We start from the raw sequence: 23,728 nt of genomic DNA, 5'->3' as shown, positions 1-23,728 counted from the left end.
AATATGCCCAATATTGGTAAAATAGCGCAGATTATCGGCCCAGTAGTTGACGTCAACTTTGCCGACAATGAAAATCTTCCTAAGATTTATGATGCCTTGTACATTGAGAAAGAAAATGGACAACGCATTGTATTAGAGGTTCAACAGCACTTAGGTGAGGAACGTGTTCGTACGATTGCAATGGATGCTACCGAAGGTTTAGTTCGTGGCATGAAGGTAGTTGATACTGGCGCTCCGATCAAAATGCCGATTGGCGAAGAAATTAAAGGTCGCGTATTCAACGTTGTTGGTGACCCAATTGACGGTATTAAAAGTTTGGACAAAACAAACGGTCGTCCTATCCACAACGTACCTCCAAGATTCGAAGATTTATCGACAGAATCTGAAGTACTATTCACAGGTATCAAAGTTATCGACTTATTAGAGCCTTACGCAAAAGGTGGTAAGATCGGTTTGTTCGGTGGTGCTGGTGTAGGTAAAACGGTATTAATCCAGGAGTTGATCAACAACATCGCAAAAGGACACGGTGGTTTATCCGTATTCGCAGGTGTGGGCGAGCGTACTCGTGAAGGAAACGATTTACTTCGTGAGATGCTGGAGTCCGGCATTATCAAATATGGTGAGCACTTCATGGAAGGCATGGAAAAAGGCGAATGGCCTTTGGAAAGTGTAGATTTAGAGTTGATGAAAGATTCTAAATGTACATTCGTGTTCGGACAGATGAATGAGCCTCCTGGTGCACGTGCGCGTGTTGCCTTATCAGGATTAACAATTGCAGAATATTTCCGTGACGGTGATGGTGAAGGCCAAGGTCGTGACATCTTATTCTTTATCGATAACATCTTCCGTTTTACGCAAGCAGGTTCTGAAGTATCGGCTTTATTAGGTCGTATGCCTTCAGCGGTAGGTTACCAACCAACACTTGCTACAGAGATGGGTTTAATGCAAGAGCGTATTACATCGACTAAAAACGGATCTATTACTTCAGTACAAGCGGTATACGTTCCTGCCGATGACTTAACTGACCCTGCTCCAGCGACAACTTTCGCTCACTTGGATGCAACAACAGTATTGTCACGTAAGATTTCTGAGTTAGGTATCTACCCTGCGGTTGACCCATTGGATTCAACTTCACGTATCCTTTCTCCAGCGGTTTTAGGTAATGAGCATTACGATACAGCACAACGCGTAAAAGAAATTCTTCAACGTTATAAAGAACTTCAAGATATCATCGCTATCTTAGGTATGGATGAGTTATCTGAGGAAGATAAATTAACAGTACACCGCGCACGTCGTGTACAACGTTTCTTATCTCAACCGTTCCACGTTGCAGAGCAATTTACAGGTTTGAAAGGTTGTTTAGTAGACATCAAAGACACAATCAAAGGATTTAACATGATCATTGATGGTGAAGTTGATGAATACCCAGAAGCATCTTTCAACTTAGTAGGTAGCATCGAAGACGCGATCGAAAAAGGTAAAAAACTATTAGCAGAAGCAGTTTAAATTAGTAGTTAGTATTTAGTATTTAGTAGTAAGACCCTTGGTTTGCTAGTAAATACTAAATACTGGTATAAAATCTATAGTTCTTTTGATTTAGGGAAATACGAAAAAACAATTTATTGTCGACAATTATTTCCATCCTAGGTCTTTATACTAACTACTAACTACTAAATACTATATTCAATGAATTTAACAATTATTACTCCAGACAAATTAGCTTACGAAGGTACGGTTACTGCTGTTACAGTTCCTGGATCTGCTGGTTCCTTTCAAATTTTGAAGGACCACGCTGCTATTGTGTCTACGCTAGATGATGGCAAAGTCATTATTAAAAATAATAATGACGAACAAGTCATTATTATTAAAGGTGGTGTGGTTGAAGTAAAGGACAACAAAATCATCATTTTAGCGGAAGGAATTGCCGGAGAATAGATAGATAAAAATAAAGATTTTGTAGCCCTTAAAACTTCAGGTTTTAAGGGCTATTTTTTTGCAAGCTATTTTACGTTTTTAGGGATTTCAGGAAGAATTTTGAGACTTTTTGAAAAAACTCGATAAACCAAGGAATATACCGATTTTAGTTTTAGTCTACTAACCTCAAAACTAAAATGTAATAAATATCAATTTTTATAAAATATTATTTTGTTAATTTTTAATCGTCAAAATAATAAACTTAATGAAAATACTTTATTTGGCTATTGTAAGAAATTTTAAATCGGAGTAACTTACAAAGTGATAAAATCACGGTGAGTGTAAACCGAATAAATAGTTCGATTCAGGTAACAAAAAAAGAAGTGTATGCAGTACTATAATCAAGACACCCAGATCTACTTAAATAATAGCTTTGTAAAAGCTAGCAGTGCCGGTGTAGACTTATTCGGTCAATCGTTGCATTATGGCTATGGCGCATTCGAAGGATTACGCGCATATAGCACGCACAACGGCACACGCATCTTTAAGGCAGAAGAACACTACGAGCGATTAAAGAGATCATGTGAGGCAATAGGATTGCCTTATACATGGAATAATCGCGAGCTTATTGAAAAGACTTATGAGCTACTGGAGGTAAACAACCTGCGTTCGGCATACATCCGTCCGTTGATCTATTCGGGATCGAATATGCACCTGACCTCAGCGACCTCGGCAAACATCATGATTGCTGCCTGGGAATGGGGACCTTATTTGGGGCAGAACCTATTAAAGGTGAACATTTCGAAAATAGAGCGTCCGAATCCGAAGTCCTTCCCTGTAGGGGCGAAAGTTTCCGGACAGTTTATCAACTCTATCTTAGCAACCAGTGACGCTATTCAGCATGGTTTTGATGAGGCCTTATTGGTAGATCAGGAAGGTTTTGTGGCGCAAGCTTCGAGCGAGAACTTATTTATCGAGAAAGACTTTAAGATCTATACCCCACCGTTGGGTAATATCTTCCCTGGAATTACACGCCAGACCGTTATTGATATCTGTAAAGGATTAAACTTTGATATTATTGAAAAGCGTTTGTCTGTTCAAGACGTTTATGCTGCAGACAGTGCTTTTTTAAGTGGTACCGCAGCGGGCATTATAGGAATTAAACAAGTAGACCAGGTTGTTTACCCGGAAGCATGGGAAGACAGCATTGGCGCATCTATCCAACGAAAATATAAAAACTTAGTATTAGAGCAAGAGAATTATGAAGTCATCATCTGATAACGAAAAGGGAATCAACAAGTACAGTAAGATCTTTACGCAAGATCAGACGCAGCCAGCGGCAAAGGCTATGCTCTATGGTATCGGCTTGACCGATGCAGACATGGAGAAAGCACAAGTTGGTATTGCGAGTATGGGTTATGATGGGAACACCTGTAATATGCACCTAAATGATTTGGCGAAAGTCGTCAAAAAAGGAATTTGGGATAGCGAATTGGTGGGTTTGACCTTTGGAACTATTGGAGTGAGTGATGGAATGAGTAATGGTACAGATGGGATGCGCTATTCGCTAGTTTCACGCGATGTTATTGCGGATAGCATCGAAACAATCTGCGGCGGTCAATACTATGATGGGGTAGTAGCGATTCCCGGCTGCGATAAGAATATGCCCGGTGCTATTATGGCGATGGGCCGCTTGAATCGTCCTGCTATCATGGTTTATGGCGGAACGATTGCTCCTGGTCATTATAAAGGCGAGGAACTGAATATAGTATCGGCATTTGAAGCCTTAGGAAAAAAGGTTGCAGGCACTATTTCTGATGAGGATTATGATGGAGTGATCAGACATACCTGTCCGGGAGCAGGCGCTTGCGGTGGTATGTATACAGCGAATACCATGGCTTCTGCAATTGAAGCGATGGGGATGAGCTTACCTTACTCCTCTTCTAACCCGGCGACTTCAAAAGAAAAACAAGAGGAATGTTTAGAAGTCGGAAAATACATCCGTATTCTATTAGAAAAAGATATTAAACCTTCGGATATCATGACACGCAAAGCTTTTGAGAATGCGATGCGCACGATCGTTATCCTAGGTGGTTCAACAAATGCTGTATTGCACTTTATCGCAATGGGTAAATCGGTAGGAGTCGATATCTCTCCTGATGATTTCCAACGCATGTCTGATGAGACTCCGGTATTAGCGGATTTCAAACCTTCAGGAAAGTACTTGATGCAGGATTTACATCAGTATGGAGGTATCCCAGCGGTGCTTCGTTATTTGTTGGATGAAGGGTTATTGCATGGCGATTGCTTGACCGTAACGGGTAAGACCATGGCGGAGAACTTAGCGGATGTTAAATCTATTATGGATTACAATCAGCCAATTATCCAGCCATTGGCGAAGCCAATCAAAGCAACGGGTCACCTTCAGATTCTATACGGCAACTTGGCAGAGCTAGGTTCTGTGGCGAAGATATCAGGGAAAGAAGGTGAGAAATTTACTGGTCCTGCGCGCGTATTTGACGGAGAGCATGATCTAGTGGCTGGTGTATCGACGGGTAGAATCAAGCCGGGCGATGTCATCGTTATCAAGAATGAAGGTCCTAAAGGAGCTCCTGGAATGCCGGAGATGTTGAAACCGACTTCATTGATCATCGGCGCAGGCTTAGGAACATCGGTTGCATTGATTACCGACGGCCGCTTCTCTGGCGGAACACATGGATTCGTTGTAGGACATATCACACCTGAGGCTTACGAAGGCGGATTGATTGGTCTGGTACAGGATGACGATGTTATTGAGATCGACGCGGTAAATAATACGATTAACCTGAAGGTTTCTGATGAGGAGATCGCTAAACGTCGTGCTAATTGGACACAGCCAGCCTTGAAGGTAACAAAGGGCGTCTTATACAAATACGCGAAGACTGTAGCTAACGCTTCAGAGGGCTGTGTGACGGATATGTAGTTAGATGTTAGATGTGAGATATTAGATATTAGAGCAGGGGTTAACACTAGAGGTCAGCGAGGAACAATATCCACATCATGACAATAGAATTTGAACATTAAATTTTAATATACATTGGGCGAACAGGCGAGCAAGCTATCTTACCGATAAGGTCCAATGTCTAAATTCAATAAATAATGAGTACACTTGAAAAAACGGAAACTTTGGAAGCTACTACCGTAGCGGCAAACACACAGATTAGTGGTTCGCAAGCGGTTTTAGAGGCCTTAATCCACGAGGGTGTGGATACCGTATTCGGGTATCCGGGTGGTGCGATTATGCCAATTTATGATGCGTTGTATGATTACAATGATAAATTGAAGCATATTTTGGTGCGTCACGAACAGGGTGGAATTCATGCTGCACAAGGATACGCACGTACATCAGGACGTGTGGGTGTGGCTTTTGCAACAAGCGGTCCGGGCGCTACAAACCTAGTTACAGGTTTGGCGGATGCGATGATTGATAGCAATCCAGTGGTCTGTGTTACAGGTCAGGTATTTGCTTCATTGCTAGGGACAGATGCATTCCAAGAAACTGACGTGATTAACATTACTACTCCAGTCACGAAGTGGAACTATCAGGTTACTGATGCCAATGAGATTCCAAGTGTACTAGCGAAAGCATTTTATATTGCTCGCACCGGTCGTCCGGGGCCAGTATTGATTGATATTACTAAGAATGCACAATTACAGCTTTTCGATTATGAAGTCTATGAAAAGTGCAACCATATTCGCTCATATCGCCCTGCTCCTATTGTTCGCAAGGAATATGTAGAGGAGGCAGCGCGCGTAATCAATGCGGCAAAGAAACCATTTGTCTTATTCGGCCAAGGCGTTATCCTAGGTAAAGCAGAGGAGGAATTCCAGCGTTTTATTGAAAAGAGCGGATTCCCTGCGGCTGCAACCGTAATGGGCTTGAGCGCCCTTGCTACTGATCACCCGCTTCATGTCGGTATGTTAGGTATGCATGGTAACTATGCGCCAAACGTGATGACCAATGAGTGTGATGTATTGATCGCTGTTGGTATGCGTTTCGATGACCGTGTAACCGGTCGTTTGGATAAATATGCGAAACAGGCGAAAGTGGTCCATTTGGATATCGACCCTGCAGAGATCGACAAGAATGTGAAAGCAGCTGTTCCTGTATGGGGCGACTGTAAGGAAACACTTCCGATGTTGACTGCCTTATTAGATAAGGTAGATCACAGCGCCTGGTTACAGCAGTTCCGCGAATTGGAAAAAGAGGAAATCAAGGAAGTTATCCAGGAGGAACTTAATCCTACGACGGATATCATGACGATGGGCGAAGTTGTTCGTGAGCTTAATGAGCTAACGGGTGGTAATGCTGTTATTGTTACTGACGTCGGTCAACATCAGATGGTAGCTTGTCGTTACGCAAAATACACTCAATCAAAATCCAGTGTTACATCAGGAGGCTTAGGAACGATGGGATTCGGTTTGCCTGCGGCAATCGGTGCTTGGTATGGTGCTCCAGATCGTGATGTCATTGCGATTATCGGTGATGGTGGTATACAAATGACTATTCAGGAGCTTGGAACGATTATGCAGTTTGGCGCAAAGGTGAAGATTCTCATCTTAAACAACGAGTTCTTAGGAATGGTTCGCCAATGGCAGCAGTTGTTCCACGACAAACGTTATTCGTTTGTGAATATCACCAGCCCTGACTTTGTTGCTGTAGCGAAGGGATATTATATCGATGGAAACAAAGTATCAGAACGTCAGCACCTGAAATCAGCATTGAAGACAATGCTTGAGCATGATGGCTCTTACCTATTGGAAGTGATGGTGGGGAAAGAGAACAACGTATTCCCGATGGTTGCACAAGGAACGAGTGTTTCTGAAATCAGATTGAAGTAAAATGGAAAAGCAAGAATATACAATAACTGTTTACACAGAAAATACTATCGGGATGATCGGCCGTATCACCGGAATCTTCTCGCGCCGTAAAATCAATATAGAAAGTTTGAACACCTCCCCTTCTGAGGTGGAAAATATACACCGCTTCACGATTCTGATTACCGAATCGGAAGAGGTTGTCCGCAAGCTATGCCGTCAGATTGAAAAACAAGTGGAAGTATTGAAAGCTTATTTCAATACGAACGATGAGTTAATTTGGCAAGAGCAAGCTTTATATAAGGTCCCAGCAGATGTAATTGCTGAGAAAGCATATGTAGAGCGTTTATTACGTCAGTACGGAGCTAACGTTGTTGTTATCCGTAATGACTACATCGTCTTCGAAACAGCAGGACATCGCGAAGAGATCGACCGCCTAACGGAAGAACTTGGGAAGTACAAGCTTATCGAATTTGTTCGTGGCGCTCGTATCGCTATCATTAAAGATAGCGCAGGATTCCACAAAAAGCTTAAGCAGTTCGAACAGGAAGAGCCAGCACCGGAAATCGTTGAAAACGAGTTCCTGGATCAACGTGATGATGTATTTACTATGTAATTCGGGACGTAGATGGAAAATGTATTTAAATTCATATTCGAGAGTCGCCGTGCTTTCATCAAATTAATCGAAGAACTTAACTTAGAACAGTTGAACGAAGTCCCTGCAGGTTTCAATAACAACATCATTTGGAACTTCGGCCATATCGTTGTCAGCACACAGACCCTGAGCTATACACGCACTGGAATCAAAGAAGGCGTAAGCTGGGTAAAGTATGTGGATGCATATGCTAAAGGCACAAAGCCAACATACTTTGTGGAGCAAGCGGAAGTCGATGAACTGAAAGCCCTAGCCTTATCGACGATCGAGGAAATCGAAAATGATTACAAGGAAGGTGTATTCGATATTATTACAGCTTATGAAACTGCTACTTATGGTGCAACGATGAATACCATCGAAGATGTCCTGACCACCTCCATTGGCCATGACAACCTGCATCTGGGATACGCAGTAGCCCAAAAACGCATAATCAACAATCAATAATCAATCTAAAAAGAAAAATATTTTAAACAGTACAGCAATGGCAAATTATTTCAACACATTACCTCTTAGAGAGCAGTTAAATCAATTAGGTGTCGCAGAGTTTATGGATTCTTCAGAATTCAACGATGGTGTAAATGCTTTAAAAGGTAAAAAGATCGTAATCGTAGGATGTGGTGCTCAAGGCTTGAACCAAGGTTTGAACCTTAGAGATAGTGGTTTAGATGTATCTTATGCTTTACGTAAAGAAGCTATTGAACAAAAAAGAGATTCTTGGAAAAATGCAACGGATAACAACTTCAATGTAGGAACTTATGAAGAACTTATCCCTACTGCTGATTTAGTGATCAACTTAACTCCAGATAAACAACACACTTCGGTAATCAATGCGGTAATGCCATTGATGAAAGAAGGCGCTACATTATCTTATTCTCACGGTTTCAATATCGTAGAAGAAGGTATGCAGATCCGTAAAGATATTACTGTTATCATGGTAGCACCGAAATGTCCGGGCTCAGAAGTTCGTGCAGAATACTTGAGAGGATTCGGCGTACCTACGCTAATCGCTGTTCACCCGGAGAATGATCCTCAAGGTAAGGGCTGGGCAGAAGCAAAAGCTTACTGTGTCGGAACGGGTGGCCACCGCGCAGGTGTTTTGAAATCATCTTTCGTAGCGGAAGTGAAATCAGACTTAATGGGCGAGCAAACTATCCTTTGTGGTTTATTACAAACAGGCTCTATCCTATCATTTGACAAAATGGTAGAGAAAGGAATCGACGCCGGCTATGCTGCAAAACTTGTTCAATACGGTGTGGAAGTGATCACAGAAGCGTTAAAACATGGTGGTGTGAGCGGTATGTTCGATCGTTTGAGCAATCCAGCTAAAGTTAAAGCTTTCCAATTGTCGGAGGAATTGAAAGACATTATGCGTCCTTTATTCCAAAAACACCAAGACGATATTATGTCGGGTCATTTCAGCAAAACAATGATGGAAGACTGGGCGAATGGCGATGCGAATCTATTGAAATGGAGAGCAGAAACTGGAGAAACCGCTTTTGAAAAGACTGCTGCTGGTGATGTTAAAATCGACGAGCAAGAATACTTCGATAACTATTTATTGATGTCTGCATTTGTTCGTGCAGGTGTGGAATTAGCTTTCGAAACCATGGTAGACGCAGGTATCAAGCCAGAATCTGCATATTACGAGTCATTACACGAGACTCCATTAATCGCAAATACTATCGCTCGTAAGAAATTATTCGAGATGAACCGTGTTATCTCCGATACGGCAGAATACGGTTGTTACCTATTCGACCAGGCATGCAAGCCATTGTTGAAGGACTTCATGAGCAAAATCGACACGGATGTTGTGGGTAAAAACTATAATGAAGGCAAAGACGGGTCAGTAGACAATATAACATTGGTTCAGGTCAATGAGCAATTACGTAATCACGAGGTTGAAGTAGTGGGTAGAAAGCTGCGTAAAGCTATGACTGCCATGAAAGCTATTAAAACTATTTAAATTTTTCGTAAATTAGATAGCTTTCAATGGGGTAAAATTAATAATCTCATAATTTTACCCCATTTACAATTAAAACCAAACAGTTCAATAAAAGAAATGGGAAAAACATTAGTAGAAAAAATTTGGGATGCACATGTCGTCAAGCGTGCTGAAGGGTTTCCAGATATGTTATATATCGATACCCATCTAATCCATGAAGTAACCTCTCCGCAGGCTTTCGATGGATTACGCAAAAGAGGACTACCGGTATTCAGACCTCAACAAACGGTAGCCACTGCTGACCATAATGTGCCTACATTAGATCAGCACCTTCCAATAAAAGAAGAGCTATCTCGCTATCAGGTAGATATGCTTACAAAAAACTGTAAAGAATTCGGCATTGAACTATACGGCTTAGGACACCCTTACCAAGGTATTGTCCATGTTATAGGTCCTGAGTTAGGTATTACACTTCCCGGAAAAACAATGGTGTGTGGGGATAGCCATACTTCAACGCATGGTGCTTTCGGTGCTATTGCATTTGGTATTGGTACTTCACAGGTTGAGCAGGTATTTGCTACACAATGTTTATTGCAACAGAAACCAAAGACCATGAAGATCGAGGTCAATGGTGAATTAGGCAACGGAGTAGGTGCGAAGGATATCATCCTTTACATTATTTCAAAAATCTCTGCTGCTGGTGGGACTGGATATTTTGTTGAATACGCAGGTTCAGCTATTCGTTCTTTAAGTATGGAGGGTCGAATGACGATCTGTAATATGAGTATAGAAATGGGTGCTCGCGGTGGTTTGATTGCACCGGATGAAACTACCTTCGAATATATCAAGGGAAGAGAATTTGCTCCAAAAGGCGAAGAATGGGATAAAGCATTAGCCTATTGGAAAACATTATACTCTGATGATGATGCACAATTCGATGAAGTATTAATATTTGACGCTGCGGATATCCAACCGATGATTACCTATGGTACTAACCCGGGTATGGGGATCGGTATTACGGAACACATCCCAACCACAGATTCTCAACCTGAGAATGAGCGTCCATCCTATCAAAAAGCGCTGGATTACATGGGCTTCCATGATGGCGATTCTGTAATCGGCAAGCCCGTTGATTATGTCTTTATTGGAAGTTGTACAAACTCTCGTATCGAAGATCTGCGTCAAGTCGCTGCCTTTGTCCAAGGTAAAAAGAAAGCCGACAATGTAGAAGTTTGGATTGTTCCGGGATCAAAACAAGTTGAAGCCCAGGCAAAAGAAGAAGGTATCGACAAGGTATTTGAAGCAGCAGGCTTCATGCTTCGTGAACCCGGATGTTCAGCATGTCTAGGGATGAACGAGGATAAGATTCCTGCAGGTAAATACTGTGTTTCGACTTCTAACCGTAACTTCGAAGGACGTCAGGGGCCAAATGCTCGTACGATGTTGGTAAGCCCATTGACTGCAGCAGCAGCAGCAGTAGCCGGCAAAATCGTAGACGTAAGAGAATTGGTATAACGAAGAGGTTTCTCGTCTATGGTATTGGAGGTTGCAATTCTACATATTAAAGCTGGTCTTTCTAGCGAATTTGAGAAGGCTTTTAAAGAAGCTGAAGCAATCATACAGTCCATCGACGGATATATAAACCATGAATTAAAAAAGTGTATGGAGCATGATGATCAATATATCCTGCTTGTCCATTGGAAAACCCTAGAAGATCACACGATTGGCTTTAGGCAATCAGAAGTGTATCAGGATTGAAAAAGCTGTTACATCACTTTTACGATCCTTTTCCTAAGGTCGAACATTACATTTAATTCTGACATTCCTCTAAAGCATAATAAATAAAGAGATGAAAAAATTTGAAAAACTATCCTCACGCGTAGTTCCTCTACCGATAGAAAACATAGATACCGATCAGATTATCCCGGCGCGTTTCTTAAAAGCGACAACACGCGAAGGCTTCGGTAACAACTTATTCCGTGACTGGCGATTCGACAGTTACGATCAGCCGAAGGTTGACTTCGTGATGAACAATCCTACCTATTCAGGAAAGATTCTTGTTGCTGGAAAGAACTTCGGATGTGGTTCGTCCCGTGAGCATGCTGCATGGGCTATACAAGACTACGGATTTGATGTGGTTGTTAGCTCATTCTTCGCGGATATCTTCAAAGGCAATGCCTTGAACAACGGCGTATTACCTATCACGGTTTCAGAGGAATTCCTAGAGAAAATCTTCGACAAGGTATTTGTTAATCCGGATACGGAACTTGTTGTCGATTTAGAGGCACAGACACTAACGATTGCCGAAACAGGTGATCAATTCACCTTTGAAATCAATCCTTACAAGAAATCATGCCTAATTAATGGCTATGATGATATCGACTTCATCTTAAGCCATAAAGCAGAAATAGAAAACTTCGAAGCAGCAAGATAATGCCAGTAACGGTGCATATACGAGACTTTTCGCTCGCATACGGAAGACATTCCGTTTTGCAGGATTTGTCATGGACCATTGCGAAAGGCGAACAGCTTGTATTGGCTGGTAAATCTGGCTCCGGCAAGACTAGCTTAGCGAAAGCCATAGCCGGACTTGTCAAAGGAACTGGACAGGTGGAAATCAACTACGACCTGTCCAGCTCTTTAGCTCAAAAAACAGTGTATGTCGCCAATTGGTATCAGTTTACCAATCTTGAAGGCGACCGTAATTTCTATTATCAGCAGCGCTATAACCGTCACCAAGGACATGATACGCTGACGGTGCATGCAGAATTGATGCATTTCGCAGAAAAAGAAGGCTTAGATTTTTCCGCAATTCAGGAAAAGATCAAGGCTTTCGGATTTGAGAATGTACAGCAGTCCCAATTGATCGAGTTATCCAGCGGTGAACACAAGAAATTACAATTAGTCAAGGGACTTTGGCAAAAACCGCAGTTGCTCATCATCGATGAACCTTACACCGGCCTTGACACAAATTCACGCGCAGTACTCAACGAATTGCTAGACGAATTGATCGTCGAGGGTGTTCAGTTGCTATTGATTACAAACGATAAGCAATTGCCTCATGGAATTAATTCCATCGTACAACTTGTTGATGGCCGTATTGAAAAAGCTGATAGTCTAGACGAGGTATTGCAAGACGCGCAACGCGTCAAGAAGCCATTGCCTAGCTTCCTGAAAGCCATCCCTGAGACGCCATATTCGCATATCGCGGAATTAAAGGATGTTGTCATCCGATATGGTGAAAAGGAAGTCTTGAAAAAGGTTTCCTGGTCTGTCAAGGTAGGCGAAAAATGGTTATTACAAGGACCGAATGGTTCCGGGAAGTCGACTTTATTGAGCTTAATCAATGGCGACCACCCGCAGTCCTACGGTTTGTCCATATCGTTATTCGGCAATCCACGAGGATCTGGCGAGAGCATTTGGGACATCAAGGAGAAGATCGGCATGATCTCGCCGGAGATGCACTGGTATTTTGATCAGCAGGCGACCGTATGGCATACCCTTGCTTCTGGATTCTACGATAGCATCGGATGGTTTATCGATGTAAAATTTCAGGAGAAAAAACAAATTGAAGAACTCATGGATTTCTTTGATCTTACCGAACATAAAGATCAATTGCTCCATACGCTTCCCCTCGGGAAGCAGCGACTGGCCATGCTGGCCAGAAGCATTATAAAGAATCCTCCCCTCTTGGTGTTGGATGAGCCGTGTCAGGGATTAGATACCACACAGGCTAAGTATTTTAACGATGTAGTAGACGAGCTTTGCCAATATGGCAAGACGTTAATCTATGTTGGCCATTATGAAAGCCAACTGCCAAACTGCATTGAACATAGAATTGTATTAGAGCGTGGCGAAGTAAAAGCCATTGAACATAAAGTAGAAAACGTTTTATAGTATATGAGAAAGAACATTCTTATTATTCCGGGAGATGGAATTGGACAAGAAGTAACGACTTGGGGAAAACAAGTATTAGAAGCTATAGCAGAAAAATACGGCCATGAGTTCGTTTTTGACGAAGCGATTATGGGTCATACAGCCATTGAAGCTACCGGAAATCCACTGCCAGATGAGACATTAGAAAAAGCTAAATCCTCAGATGCTATTCTTTTCGGTGCTATCGGACATGCAAAATATGACAACGACCCTTCGGCAAAGGTACGCCCGGAGCAAGGGTTATTGAAAATACGTAAAGAATTGGGCTTATATGCTAACCTGCGCCCAATCCTATTATTCGATGAACTATTGGACGCTTCCAGCTTAAAGCCTGAGGTTTTACGTGGAACAGATATACTTTTCTTCCGCGAACTAACGGGCGATGTGTACTTCGGCGAGAAAAACCGCAACGAGGACAACACCTTCGCATCTGACTTAATGAACTATCACCGCTATGAGGTGGAGCGCATCGCGCGCAAAGCTTTTGAAGCAGCGAGAACACGCAGCAAAAAACTATGCTCGGTAGATAAAGCCAATGTGTTAGAAACGTCCAGACTATGGCGCGAAGTGGTACAAGAGCTTGCTCAAGAGTATAGCGATGTAGAAACAGAGCACATGTTCATCGACAATGCCGCTATGCAATTAGTGAAGAACCCTAAGAAATTCGACGTCGTGCTTACGGCGAACCTTTTCGGCGATATCCTAACGGATGAGGCATCACAGATAGCAGGCTCTATGGGTATGCTAGCTTCGGCATCGATGGGCGATGGCACTGGATTTTTCGAACCTATCCATGGCTCAGCACACGATATTGCAGGCCAGAATAAAGCAAATCCACTCGCCTCTATCCTATCCGCAGCATTGATGCTGGACATCGCATTCGGACTACAGGACGAAGCAAAAACAGTGACGCAAGCCGTTGCTGATACCTTGAAAGCCGGCTGGAGAACAGGCGACATTGCTAATGCAGAAACCCCTGCCGACAAAATATTAGGCACCAACGAAATGGGCGCTAAAGTATTAGAATTCATCAAGTAATTTAACCAAGGAATAAACATAAATAGAAACGACATGTTACACGATCCTAATCACTTATACATTTTCGACACTACCTTGAGAGATGGAGAACAAGTACCGGGATGTCAATTAACGACACCAGAGAAAGTCGAGATTGCCAAAGATTTGGAACGCCTAGGCGTCGATATCATTGAGGCTGGCTTCCCTGTATCTAGTCCTGGCGATTTCCAATCCGTAGTGGAATTATCTAAAGCTGTCAACAATGTAATTATCTGTGCACTGACCCGTGCTAACAAAAACGATATTGATGTAGCTGCTGAAGCATTGAAATATGCGAAGCGACCAAGAATACACACTGGTATCGGCTCATCAGACATGCATATCAAGTACAAATTCAACAGCACACGCGAGGAAATCTTAGAGCGTGCGGTTGAAGCGGTGAAACATGCAAAAACCTATGTCGAAGACGTAGAGTTCTACGCGGAAGATGCCGGACGTGCTGATTTAGCATTCTTAGCACAAATGATCGAAGCCGTAATTGGCGCAGGCGCAACGGTAGTCAATATCCCGGATACAAACGGTTACTGTTTGCCGGATCAATACGGTGCTAAAATCAAATACTTAAAAGATCATGTTCAAAACATCGACCAAGCTATCATCTCTGCACATTGCCACAACGACCTAGGTCTGGCGACGGCAAACTCTATCGCTGCTGTACAGAACGGTGCTCGCCAGGTGGAATGTACCATCAATGGTATTGGCGAACGTGCCGGAAATACTTCGTTAGAGGAAGTAGCTATGATCTTAAAAGTTCATAAGCAATCGTTCGGCGGCATCACATCCAACATCGACAGCACCATGTTCACCGCGCTTTCTCGCAAGGTTAGCGAAATGATGAACATGCCTGTACAGCCTAACAAGGCAATCGTTGGCCGCAATGCATTCGCTCACAGTTCGGGTATCCACCAAGATGGATTCCTAAAACACAGAGAGAATTATGAGATTATCCGCCCGGAAGATGTAGGTTTATTAGAAGCCGATATCATCCTTACGGCACGCTCCGGTCGCCATGCCTTGAAGCATCACCTAGAGCGCCTAGGCTACAACCTAGACAAAGATAGTCTTGCCGATTGTTATCAACGTTTCTTAGTATTAGCCGATGCGAAGAAAGACATCAACGACGAAGATTTACTAACACTAGTAAAATAATAATAAAAGGCTGGGTTTTCCAGCCTTTTAACTCCCTAATACAAATCAATACCAACATGAGTTTGGATTTATCAACCTTAACCATAGATAGCGTTCAGGCCAAAGAACAAATCAAGGATGTAGTAAAAAGGACTCCTTTACAATACAACCACCATTTATCGGAGAAGTATAGCGCCGAAGTCTATCTGAAACGAGAAGACCTACAAGTAGTACGCTCCTATAAACTTAGAGGAGCATTCAATAAAATCAGCAGTCTTTCTGCTGAAGAACTGTCGCATGGCGTTGTATGCGCGTCTGCGGGCAACCATGCCCAAGGCGTAGCGCTATCCTGCAAGCGACTGAACATCAAGGGCGTTATTTTTATGCCAGGCCCTACCCCTCGCCAGAAGATTACCCAAACAGAAATGTGGGGAAATGGCAATATCGAAATCGTCCTTACGGGCGACACCTTTGATGACTGTCAAAAAGGCGCGCTAGCTTATGCTGCAGAACATCACATGACGTTCATCCCTCCGTTTGACGACATCAAGATTATCGAAGGACAGGGAACTGTAGCCGTGGAAATTCTAGAAGATCAACCGGATATTGATGCTGTATTTATCCCCATTGGTGGTGGAGGCTTGTCCTCAGGCGTCAGCTACCACATGAAGAAGTTTGCACCGAATGTAAAATGCTATGGTGTGGAACCAGAAGGCGCACCTTCCATGCAGGCTGCGTTGGAAAATGGCAGTCCAATTGAATTGGAACAGATCAACAAATTTGTTGATGGCGCTGCTGTAAAGAAAATCGGTGCACTGACCTACGAAATTAGCAGTCAACTGTTAGATAGCGTAAAATCCATCCCAGAGGGAAAGATTTGTACGACCATATTAGAACTTTACAATAAAGATGCGATTGTCGTAGAACCAGCCGGAGCGCTATCTATCGCAGCACTAGAATTCCATAAAGAAGAAATCAAAGGCAAGAAGGTAGTTTGTATCGTTTCGGGCGGAAATAATGACATCGACCGCATGAGCGAAATAAAAGAAATGTCGCTGCTTTACGAAGGCTTCAAACATTACTTTATCGTCCGATTCCCACAGCGCCCCGGTGCATTACGTCTATTAGTAACCGAAGTATTAGGTCCTAAGGATGATATCACACGCTTTGAATACATCAAAAAGACCGAACGCGAGCGTGGTCCGGCACTTATCGGTATCGAGCTGAACGATCCAAAAGATTATACCAGCTTTATAGAACGATTAAAGTCTTATAAATTCGACTTCATCGAAGTCAACAAGGATCAAACGTTATTTGAATACCTTGTTTAACTGCTCAACTAACCGTTCCTTATATTTAGAAATGGGGGCTGCGCACTGCAGCCCCTTTTCATTTTCAACCAGCAGATAAACCAATTCATAATCAATATTTTAACACTTTCGCCTGCAAACTATTTTTAGATGGGCTTGTTCTATTTACATACTAATCCAAAAGGAGGAAATATGAAAAATATAACATTCCTAATCAGTTTTCTGCTCTTATGCACACTTGGATACGCGCAGAAACCGCCTATGCCCAAGGCAACGATGCCAGCGACAAAAATGACGAAGGCCGATAAACCGAAACAAGTTGCAAGCCCACTCGACAGTTCAACAGTGACCACCAGCGACGGCGTTACGATCAATATCCGCTATGGTAGCCCCTCATTAAAGGGACGCGAAATAGGCGTAGACCTTGTGAAGCCTGGCGAGCGCTGGCGTACGGGCGCTAACGAAACAACCACCATCGAATTTGACAAAAACGTAACGGTAAACGGACAAAAACTTCCAGCAGGAAAGTACGGTTTAAACACCATTCCGGGAGAGCAAAGCAGCACCCTAATTTTTAATAAAAATTGGCAACAATGGGGTACCAAATTCGAGGAAAAAGATGACGTCCTAAAAGTCGAAGTACCTAACGAAACTACAACAGAATCGCTAGAAAGACTAAAAATTACAGCAGACCAGACCGGAAAAATCCATCTGGGATGGGGAACATACGGACTAAGTATGGATGTAAAAGCAGACCAATAAGCTGCATATACTATTCTAACATCCTTCGATACACTTCCCTTTCAAAACCCTTACAAACCCAATTGAAACCCCAATCAAACCCGCTCGGAAGCGGGTTTGATTGGGGTTTCAATTGGGAGTAGTTAGTAGTTAGTATTTAGTAGTTAGACCTATGACGTGAGATATTAGATATTAGATATTAGATGTTAGACAGTATAGTTTGTTTGCTTGATTGATTGATTGGTTGATTGGTTGATTTGGAAGGGAAGGATGGGTTGTCTTTGAACCAGGAAAGGAAGGATGAAAAGATGAGCAGGATCCTGTCAATCCTTGCATCCCTCTTTTCCTCATTCAAAACAACCTTTATTCTCGCTTAAAAGACAAATTCCCCTTCCTTTCCTTGTTCAAAACAGCACAAAAAAAGCAGGAGTGAATTCACCCCTGCTCTAAAATCTAATGTCTAATATCTAATGTCTAAAATCTACTTCTTCAAATACTTTTCCAAAAACTGGTCTTGTTCCCATAATAAGTGGAAGATATTTTCCTTAGCTGCATATCCGTGTGATTCGCGAGGTAGGATAACCATGCGGACCGGGGCCCCTAGGTTTTTCAATGCTTGGAAATAGCGTTCAGTTTGTAATGTAAAAGTTCCAGGGTTGTTATCCGCTGCGCCGTGCACTAGCAACATCGGTGTTTTCATGCGGTCAGCACTCATAAATGGCGACATCGTTACGTAAAGCTCAGGATTATCCCAGAAGTTGCGTTGCTCGCTTTGGAATCCGAAAGGTGTTAGCGTACGGTTGTATGCACCAGAACGTGCGATACCAGCTGCAAACAGTTTTGAGTTGCTCAACAAGTGTGCTGTCATAAAAGCGCCGTAAGAGTGGCCACCTACCGCAACGCGGCTGCGGTCGATATATCCTAGTTGATCGACGGCGTCAATCGCTGCCTCGGCGTTGGCAACCAATTGAGGAATAAACGTATCATTGGGTTCAGCTGTACCTTCACCTACGATTGGGAATGCGGCATTGTCAAGAACGGCGTATCCTTTAGATACCCAATAAACGAAAGAACCATAGTTAGGGAATGTAAATTCCTTCGGGTTGTTGGTGCTTTGTCCGGCAGTCGCCTTGTCTTTATATTCTCTTGGATAAGCCCAGATTAACAAGGGTAGTTTCTCCTTTTTCGACTTGTCATAGCCAGCCGGAAGATATAAGGTGCCGGAAAGTTCCACGCCGTCTTTACGCTTATAGTTCAATACTTCCTTATGAACTGCTTCCAAAGATTTAAATGGGTTTTGAATGCTGGTTACTGCCTTTTGTTTGCCCGATTTGATATTCTTGCTGTAGTAGTTTGGAAAATCCTTTGGCGATTGTAAGGAAACGATGATATCACCTTTGTTAATATCCACTACTGATGAGATACGCTCTTGCATTTCAGAAGCCTTTGCGGTATATAAACGTTTCTTCTTCAAAGTCTTCAAGTTCATCTCGTCGATAAATGGGAACTCACCTTCTTTCGTATACCCATCGCCGATCAAATAGATATTGTCTTTATTGATGTACATGCTATAGGTTCCGAAGTTGTTTTTATCCAAATGTACTTTTCCAGGATCACCATACACATCCTGGCTATTTCTATCGTCGATTAGCTTCGTTTCACCTGTCGTTGGGTTCAGCAAGAATGTTTTCACGTTTCTGGTATCATACCAGCGTGAACTTACCAAAGCGTATTGATCATTTCCGTAGAATGCGCCGCCAAAGCGGTCTGCTATTTTCATCAACGATTTGGGTGAGCCGTTGAAAGGTGCTTCCCAGTTGAATAGCTCGTCGCGCCATTCTGCGGCCTTGCTTGCATCGCCCCCATCGATAGCTTCCACAAACGATAAGGTCGCTGCTTTGTCGGGACGCCAGCTAAATGCACGTTTGCCCGGTCTAACCGAAGAGAAACCCTTAGGCATCACCTCAATCAAAGGTGTTTCGTTTACCTTTTTAACCAAGTTGCCCTTCAAGTCGTAAATATTCGTTTCCTGTGGGAAGTTATAATATGGAACCACATAGGAGAATGGTTTTTTCAAGGTGCTCACCATTACATAGTTGCCATCAGGCGAAATACTAGAACCTACATATAGATCGGCGTCTTTAAACTTCTCTTCTTTTCCTTGCAGGTCTACCCATACTAGTTGGGAATTGCCCAGTTCGACGAACTGTTCCTCGTCTTGTGGAGTTTTCAATAGATCTTGGTAGGTACGTAGTTGGGAAATCTGACCGCCGCTTGTCGAAACGATAGGGCCGGCAGGAACATTGTCGTCATCGATGCGACGTACGGGCGGAATCACTCTTTTGTTAACCAGCAATTTATCCGAAGTGCGATTCCAACGGAATGGCGCGTCCAGCACCGCATTAAGTTCTTCGCGCGTTAATCTATCAATTCTGCGTGTCGCTAGATCCAATACATAAAGCGCTGTTCCATTTTCTGCAGTGATAGTAAATGCTGCTTTTTTAGAGTTAGGCGAAAAGCTTAAGTTAGCGATCAGGGCGTTGTTAGGGAGGTTAAGCTTGTCAAAAGTCTGCTTTCCGTCCATCGAGCGCAAATCGATATCGTTGTAAAATACTTCATCGCTAGGCATACCCGTAGCAGCATTCATACGTAGACCTGCCAAACGAGTTTCTGCTTGGCCAAGGTCAGTAAGACTTTTATAAGTTGGTCTGTAAAGGAATAGTACCCAATTTTTATCGGGGCTAATCACTACTGCTGGAGGCCTTTGATAGTCTGCTAATGCTAAGATTTCTGCCGATGGCTTTTGGTAGCTCAAGTTTTCTTGCGCAAAGCCCAGCGTACTTAACAAGAGAAAGACTATTAGAAAGTAATTTTTCATAATGCAATTGTTAATATTAATTCAATGTTATTTTTGGAAGTCCTAAAATACTGAATTAAACGGGTTAACGGATATTGCGACAAGTCTTTTACAGAGACTGTTATTTTTAGGTTAATTTCTTGTATTTTCGAATCCGATTTTCATATAGCAAAATGGAATAAAAAGTCTATTTTTTGCAGATAAAATGACACTAAAAAAACGGAACAAATTGCAGTGTATTTTGCGTAACAAATTCCTCATATCAAGTTATCCACATAGTAGAATCCTTGAAAATCAACAGCTTATTATTACCCACGTGTTGCCAAGCGCGTTTTAAGCGGATAGTTGTGGACAATGTGGAAAAGTATAGCTTAGTATCTGAAGATATTAATGAGATATTTGTTCTAGTTGAGAATGTAACCTTCTCCAATCAAACGTTTTTTCATTTATCAAAGTTCCGGACTCTACTACCGAGCTTGGGATTTTCAAACTTAATATAACATGGCAAGAATCATTAAATTCGAAAAAAATGACTGTGCACCATGCGCACAGGTATCGGCATACTTAGACAACAAAGGTATTGCCTACGAAACTATTAATCCATTCGACGAGCCGGAATTAGCTGTTAAGTTTAAAGTTCGAACGGTGCCGACGGTAATCGTTTTGGAGAACGACGAGATTAAGAATCGTATCATTGGATTTAACCCTGCCGAGTTAGATCAGATCGCATTATAATATTAAATCATTTAGCCTATATCTATGATTTATCTATATTACGACTCACGAACAGGCAACGTGGAGCGCTTTATCAACAAAGTGATCCAAGTTACAGGCTGGACAGCTATTCGTATTCAAGAGGATACGGTAATTACTGAGCCCGGCCATTTGGTAACATATACCACCAATTTCGGCAAGGTTCCTGATAAGACCGAGGGTTTCGCGAATAAATTCGCAGAGCACCTTTACTCGGTAACATCTAGCGGTAATCGCAACTGGGGACGAAACTACGCGATCGCAGCGGAGAAGATTTCGGATCACTATGCCATTCCATTGGCGATGAAATTTGAACTTTCTGGCACATTGGAAGATATTAATCAATTTATTGACATCATCAAAAATCAGCACTATGATAGCAAACGAGGTAGCGAAAAATTGGATATTGCTTAACAACGAAATCATGATCAAACATGATGACGAGTTCAGCCTCCACAAAGATAAAGAGGCTGTACGCGCCTATTTCCTTGAATATGTAAATAAGAATACCGTATTCTTTTACACGTTGAAGGAAAAAGTAGATTATTTAATAGAAAACAACTATTACATTGATTTCTATGAATGGTTTACATTCGAGCAAATGGAAGAGGTTTACAATTATGTATTCGCTAAGAAATTCCGTTTCCAATCGTTCATGGCAGCGTTTAAATTCTTCCAAAGTTACGCCTTGCGCGACGACTCTGGCGAGAAGTTTTTAGAGCGCTATGAAGACCGCGTTGTTGCTGTATCTTTATTCTTGGCAAGAGAAGAGGGCGTACAGAAAGCTATTGAGTATGCAGAAATCATGATCAATCAAGAATATCAACCCGCTACCCCGACATTCTTGAACGCTGGAAAGAAACGTTCCGGCGAGTTGGTTTCCTGTTTCTTAGATGAAATTGGTGATAACTTAAACGGTATCGGCTATGCGGTAGATTCAGCAATGAAGCTTTCATCTATCGGTGGTGGTGTATCGTTCAACATCTCTAAGATTCGTGCTCGTGGTGAGGCTATCAAAGGTGTTGAGGGCCGTGCAGGCGGTGTATTGCCTATCATGAAGATCATGGAGGATACATTCTCTTACGCTAACCAATTAGGACAACGTCCGGGCGCAGGAGCTGTGTACTTAAATATTTTCCACTCGGATATCGAGGAGTTCTTAGACTGTAAGAAAATCAACGTAGACGAGAAAGTACGTATTAAATCATTGTCTATCGGTATCATCGTTCCTGATAAATTCATGGAATTGGCGGAGAAAGACGAGCCTTGCTACTTAATTTACCCACATACGGTAATGCAAGAGTATGGTAAATACCTAGACGAATTGGATATGGATGAGATGTACGATGAGCTGATCACCAATCCAAATGTTAAAAAGAAAAAAATCAATGCACGTCACTTATTAGTGAAGATTGCACAGACACAGAAAGAATCAGGATATCCATATATCTTCTTCAAGGAGAACACGAACCGCGAGCATGCTTTGAATGGCATTGGCAAGGTTAAATTCTCAAACTTGTGTACTGAGATTATGCAGGTTTCAGAAGTGTCGGATATTAATATCTACGGTAAAGAAGATACCATCCGTTATGGTATTTCCTGTAACCTAGGTTCTTTGAACGTAGCGACCGTTATGGACAACAAACGTATCAAGGAAACCGTAAAAACAGCGATGCGTGCATTGACAGTGGTTACTGACGTAACGAACATCGAGATGGTTCCATCGATTGCTAAAGCGAACAAAGAATTGCACTCTGTTGGTTTAGGAGCGATGAACTTACACGGTTATTTAGCGAAAAGCTTTATCATGTATGAATCTACTGAGGCATTAGACTTCGCGAATACATTCTTCATGATGATGAACTACTACTCTATCGAAGCTTCTATGGAGATTGCGAAAGAGCGCGGTAGAACATTCGTAGGCTTTGAGAAATCTGCTTATGCTGACGGAACATACTTCGACAAGTACTTAAACCGCGATTACTTACCAAAAACTGATAAAGTTAAAGAATTATTCGCTGGTGTTCATATCCCTACAGTTGAGGATTGGGACAACTTGAAAGCTCAGGTAAAAGAGCACGGTATCTACCATGCTTACCGCTTGGCGATCGCTCCAAACCAGTCGACTTCATACATCATGAATGCTACGGCTTCTGTGATGCCGATTGTAGATATCATTGAGGTAAGAGAGTATGGAGATAGTACAACCTACTACCCTATGCCTTACTTAACGAACGACAACTATTTCTACTTCAAGTCGGCTTATGACATGGATCAGATGAAAGTGTTGAAATTGATCTCGGTTATCCAACGTCATATTGACCAAGGGGTATCGACAATCCTTCACACGAATTCTAAGGATTCTACGCGCGACTTAGCGAAGTACTATATCTATGCGCATAAATTAGGATTGAAATCCTTGTATTACACAAGAACACGTAAATCTACGATTGAAGAGTGTATCTCTTGTTCGGCATAGATTCCACAACAAATAGATAAAGATATTACTAGAGGGCTGAATTGCATGTAGGACATCTACATCGATTCAGCCTCTCACC

At 42.3% G+C, this 23,728-nt stretch carries 20 protein-coding genes; 19 read left to right on the top strand and 1 reads right to left on the bottom strand.

Annotation, left to right across the window (positions count from 1 at the left end):
• The first annotated feature begins 3 nt into the window (after positions 1 to 3).
• The 16 genes from atpD (at position 4) to DSM08_RS03825 (ending at position 17,581) form a co-directional block, all read left to right on the top strand.
• On the top strand, positions 4 to 1,506 hold the full coding sequence (atpD, locus tag DSM08_RS03900; protein WP_149524927.1) for a F0F1 ATP synthase subunit beta: 1,503 nt from the start codon (positions 4 to 6) through the stop codon (positions 1,504 to 1,506).
• A 180-nt stretch (positions 1,507 to 1,686) separates the two neighbouring features.
• A complete protein-coding gene (gene atpC / locus DSM08_RS03895; protein ID WP_149524926.1) occupies positions 1,687 to 1,935 on the top strand; it encodes an ATP synthase F1 subunit epsilon in 249 nt (82 codons plus the stop codon).
• Between the two features lie 366 nt (positions 1,936 to 2,301).
• On the top strand, positions 2,302 to 3,192 hold the full coding sequence (locus tag DSM08_RS03890; RefSeq protein ID WP_149524925.1) for a branched-chain amino acid transaminase: 891 nt from the start codon (positions 2,302 to 2,304) through the stop codon (positions 3,190 to 3,192).
• Complete coding sequence (gene ilvD, locus DSM08_RS03885) at positions 3,176 to 4,876, top strand: dihydroxy-acid dehydratase (protein WP_149524924.1); 1,701 nt, start codon at positions 3,176 to 3,178, stop codon at positions 4,874 to 4,876. Before DSM08_RS03890 ends, ilvD begins: the two co-directional genes overlap by 17 nt.
• Positions 4,877 to 5,052: 176 nt before the next feature.
• Positions 5,053 to 6,795: a biosynthetic-type acetolactate synthase large subunit gene (ilvB, locus tag DSM08_RS03880; protein ID WP_149524923.1), complete on the top strand. Its 1,743-nt coding sequence runs from the start codon at positions 5,053 to 5,055 to the stop codon at positions 6,793 to 6,795.
• Position 6,796: 1 nt separating this feature from the next.
• Positions 6,797 to 7,387: an acetolactate synthase small subunit gene (gene ilvN / locus DSM08_RS03875; RefSeq protein WP_149524922.1), complete on the top strand. Its 591-nt coding sequence runs from the start codon at positions 6,797 to 6,799 to the stop codon at positions 7,385 to 7,387.
• Positions 7,388 to 7,399: 12 nt separating this feature from the next.
• The gene (locus tag DSM08_RS03870) at positions 7,400 to 7,870 is read left to right on the top strand and encodes a DinB family protein (RefSeq protein ID WP_149524921.1); all 471 of its coding nucleotides are present in this window, start codon (positions 7,400 to 7,402) and stop codon (positions 7,868 to 7,870) included.
• Between the two features lie 37 nt (positions 7,871 to 7,907).
• A complete protein-coding gene (ilvC, locus tag DSM08_RS03865) occupies positions 7,908 to 9,389 on the top strand; it encodes a ketol-acid reductoisomerase (protein WP_149524920.1) in 1,482 nt (493 codons plus the stop codon).
• Positions 9,390 to 9,485: 96 nt separating this feature from the next.
• Positions 9,486 to 10,883, top strand: a complete 1,398-nt coding sequence (leuC, locus tag DSM08_RS03860) for a 3-isopropylmalate dehydratase large subunit (protein ID WP_149524918.1) — start codon at positions 9,486 to 9,488, stop codon at positions 10,881 to 10,883.
• Positions 10,884 to 10,901: 18 nt separating this feature from the next.
• Positions 10,902 to 11,126, top strand: a complete 225-nt coding sequence (locus DSM08_RS03855; RefSeq protein ID WP_246172439.1) for an antibiotic biosynthesis monooxygenase family protein — start codon at positions 10,902 to 10,904, stop codon at positions 11,124 to 11,126.
• Positions 11,127 to 11,217: 91 nt separating this feature from the next.
• Positions 11,218 to 11,802 (top strand): 3-isopropylmalate dehydratase small subunit, encoded by a 585-nt coding sequence (gene leuD / locus DSM08_RS03850; protein WP_149524916.1) that lies wholly within the window; start codon positions 11,218 to 11,220, stop codon positions 11,800 to 11,802.
• The gene (locus DSM08_RS03845) at positions 11,802 to 13,265 is read left to right on the top strand and encodes an ATP-binding cassette domain-containing protein (protein WP_149524914.1); all 1,464 of its coding nucleotides are present in this window, start codon (positions 11,802 to 11,804) and stop codon (positions 13,263 to 13,265) included. The genes leuD and DSM08_RS03845 overlap by 1 nt, the downstream gene beginning before the upstream one ends.
• A gap of 3 nt (positions 13,266 to 13,268) precedes the next feature.
• On the top strand, positions 13,269 to 14,342 hold the full coding sequence (leuB, locus tag DSM08_RS03840) for a 3-isopropylmalate dehydrogenase (protein WP_149524912.1): 1,074 nt from the start codon (positions 13,269 to 13,271) through the stop codon (positions 14,340 to 14,342).
• Between the two features lie 33 nt (positions 14,343 to 14,375).
• Complete coding sequence (locus tag DSM08_RS03835) at positions 14,376 to 15,530, top strand: 2-isopropylmalate synthase (protein WP_149524910.1); 1,155 nt, start codon at positions 14,376 to 14,378, stop codon at positions 15,528 to 15,530.
• 56 nt (positions 15,531 to 15,586) lie between these two features.
• Positions 15,587 to 16,840 (top strand): threonine ammonia-lyase IlvA, encoded by a 1,254-nt coding sequence (ilvA, locus tag DSM08_RS03830; RefSeq protein ID WP_149524908.1) that lies wholly within the window; start codon positions 15,587 to 15,589, stop codon positions 16,838 to 16,840.
• A 171-nt stretch (positions 16,841 to 17,011) separates the two neighbouring features.
• Positions 17,012 to 17,581 (top strand): DUF2911 domain-containing protein, encoded by a 570-nt coding sequence (locus DSM08_RS03825; protein ID WP_149524906.1) that lies wholly within the window; start codon positions 17,012 to 17,014, stop codon positions 17,579 to 17,581.
• Between the two features lie 460 nt (positions 17,582 to 18,041).
• On the opposite strand, the gene DSM08_RS03820 is transcribed toward DSM08_RS03825, so the two are convergent.
• Positions 18,042 to 20,438 carry an alpha/beta hydrolase family protein gene (locus DSM08_RS03820; RefSeq protein WP_149524905.1) on the bottom strand — a complete coding sequence of 799 codons (2,397 nt, stop codon included), beginning with the start codon at positions 20,436 to 20,438 and terminating at the stop codon, positions 18,042 to 18,044.
• Between the two features lie 480 nt (positions 20,439 to 20,918).
• Between DSM08_RS03820 and DSM08_RS03815 the strand changes: the two genes are divergently transcribed.
• From DSM08_RS03815 to nrdE, 3 genes are read left to right on the top strand one after another with little or no spacing between them, the layout of a single operon-like run.
• Positions 20,919 to 21,152: a glutaredoxin family protein gene (locus DSM08_RS03815; RefSeq protein ID WP_149524904.1), complete on the top strand. Its 234-nt coding sequence runs from the start codon at positions 20,919 to 20,921 to the stop codon at positions 21,150 to 21,152.
• Positions 21,153 to 21,176: 24 nt separating this feature from the next.
• Positions 21,177 to 21,584 (top strand): class Ib ribonucleoside-diphosphate reductase assembly flavoprotein NrdI, encoded by a 408-nt coding sequence (gene nrdI / locus DSM08_RS03810; RefSeq protein ID WP_187773969.1) that lies wholly within the window; start codon positions 21,177 to 21,179, stop codon positions 21,582 to 21,584.
• Positions 21,544 to 23,649, top strand: a complete 2,106-nt coding sequence (gene nrdE, locus DSM08_RS03805) for a class 1b ribonucleoside-diphosphate reductase subunit alpha (RefSeq protein WP_149524903.1) — start codon at positions 21,544 to 21,546, stop codon at positions 23,647 to 23,649. The genes nrdI and nrdE overlap by 41 nt, the downstream gene beginning before the upstream one ends.
• Positions 23,650 to 23,728 lie beyond the last annotated feature (79 nt).

This window comes from Sphingobacterium hotanense (assembly GCF_008274825.1).
Taxonomy (GTDB): domain Bacteria; phylum Bacteroidota; class Bacteroidia; order Sphingobacteriales; family Sphingobacteriaceae; genus Sphingobacterium; species Sphingobacterium hotanense.
The sequence above is the reverse complement of the archived record's forward strand: the minus strand, read 5'-3'. Positions and strand labels throughout refer to the sequence as shown.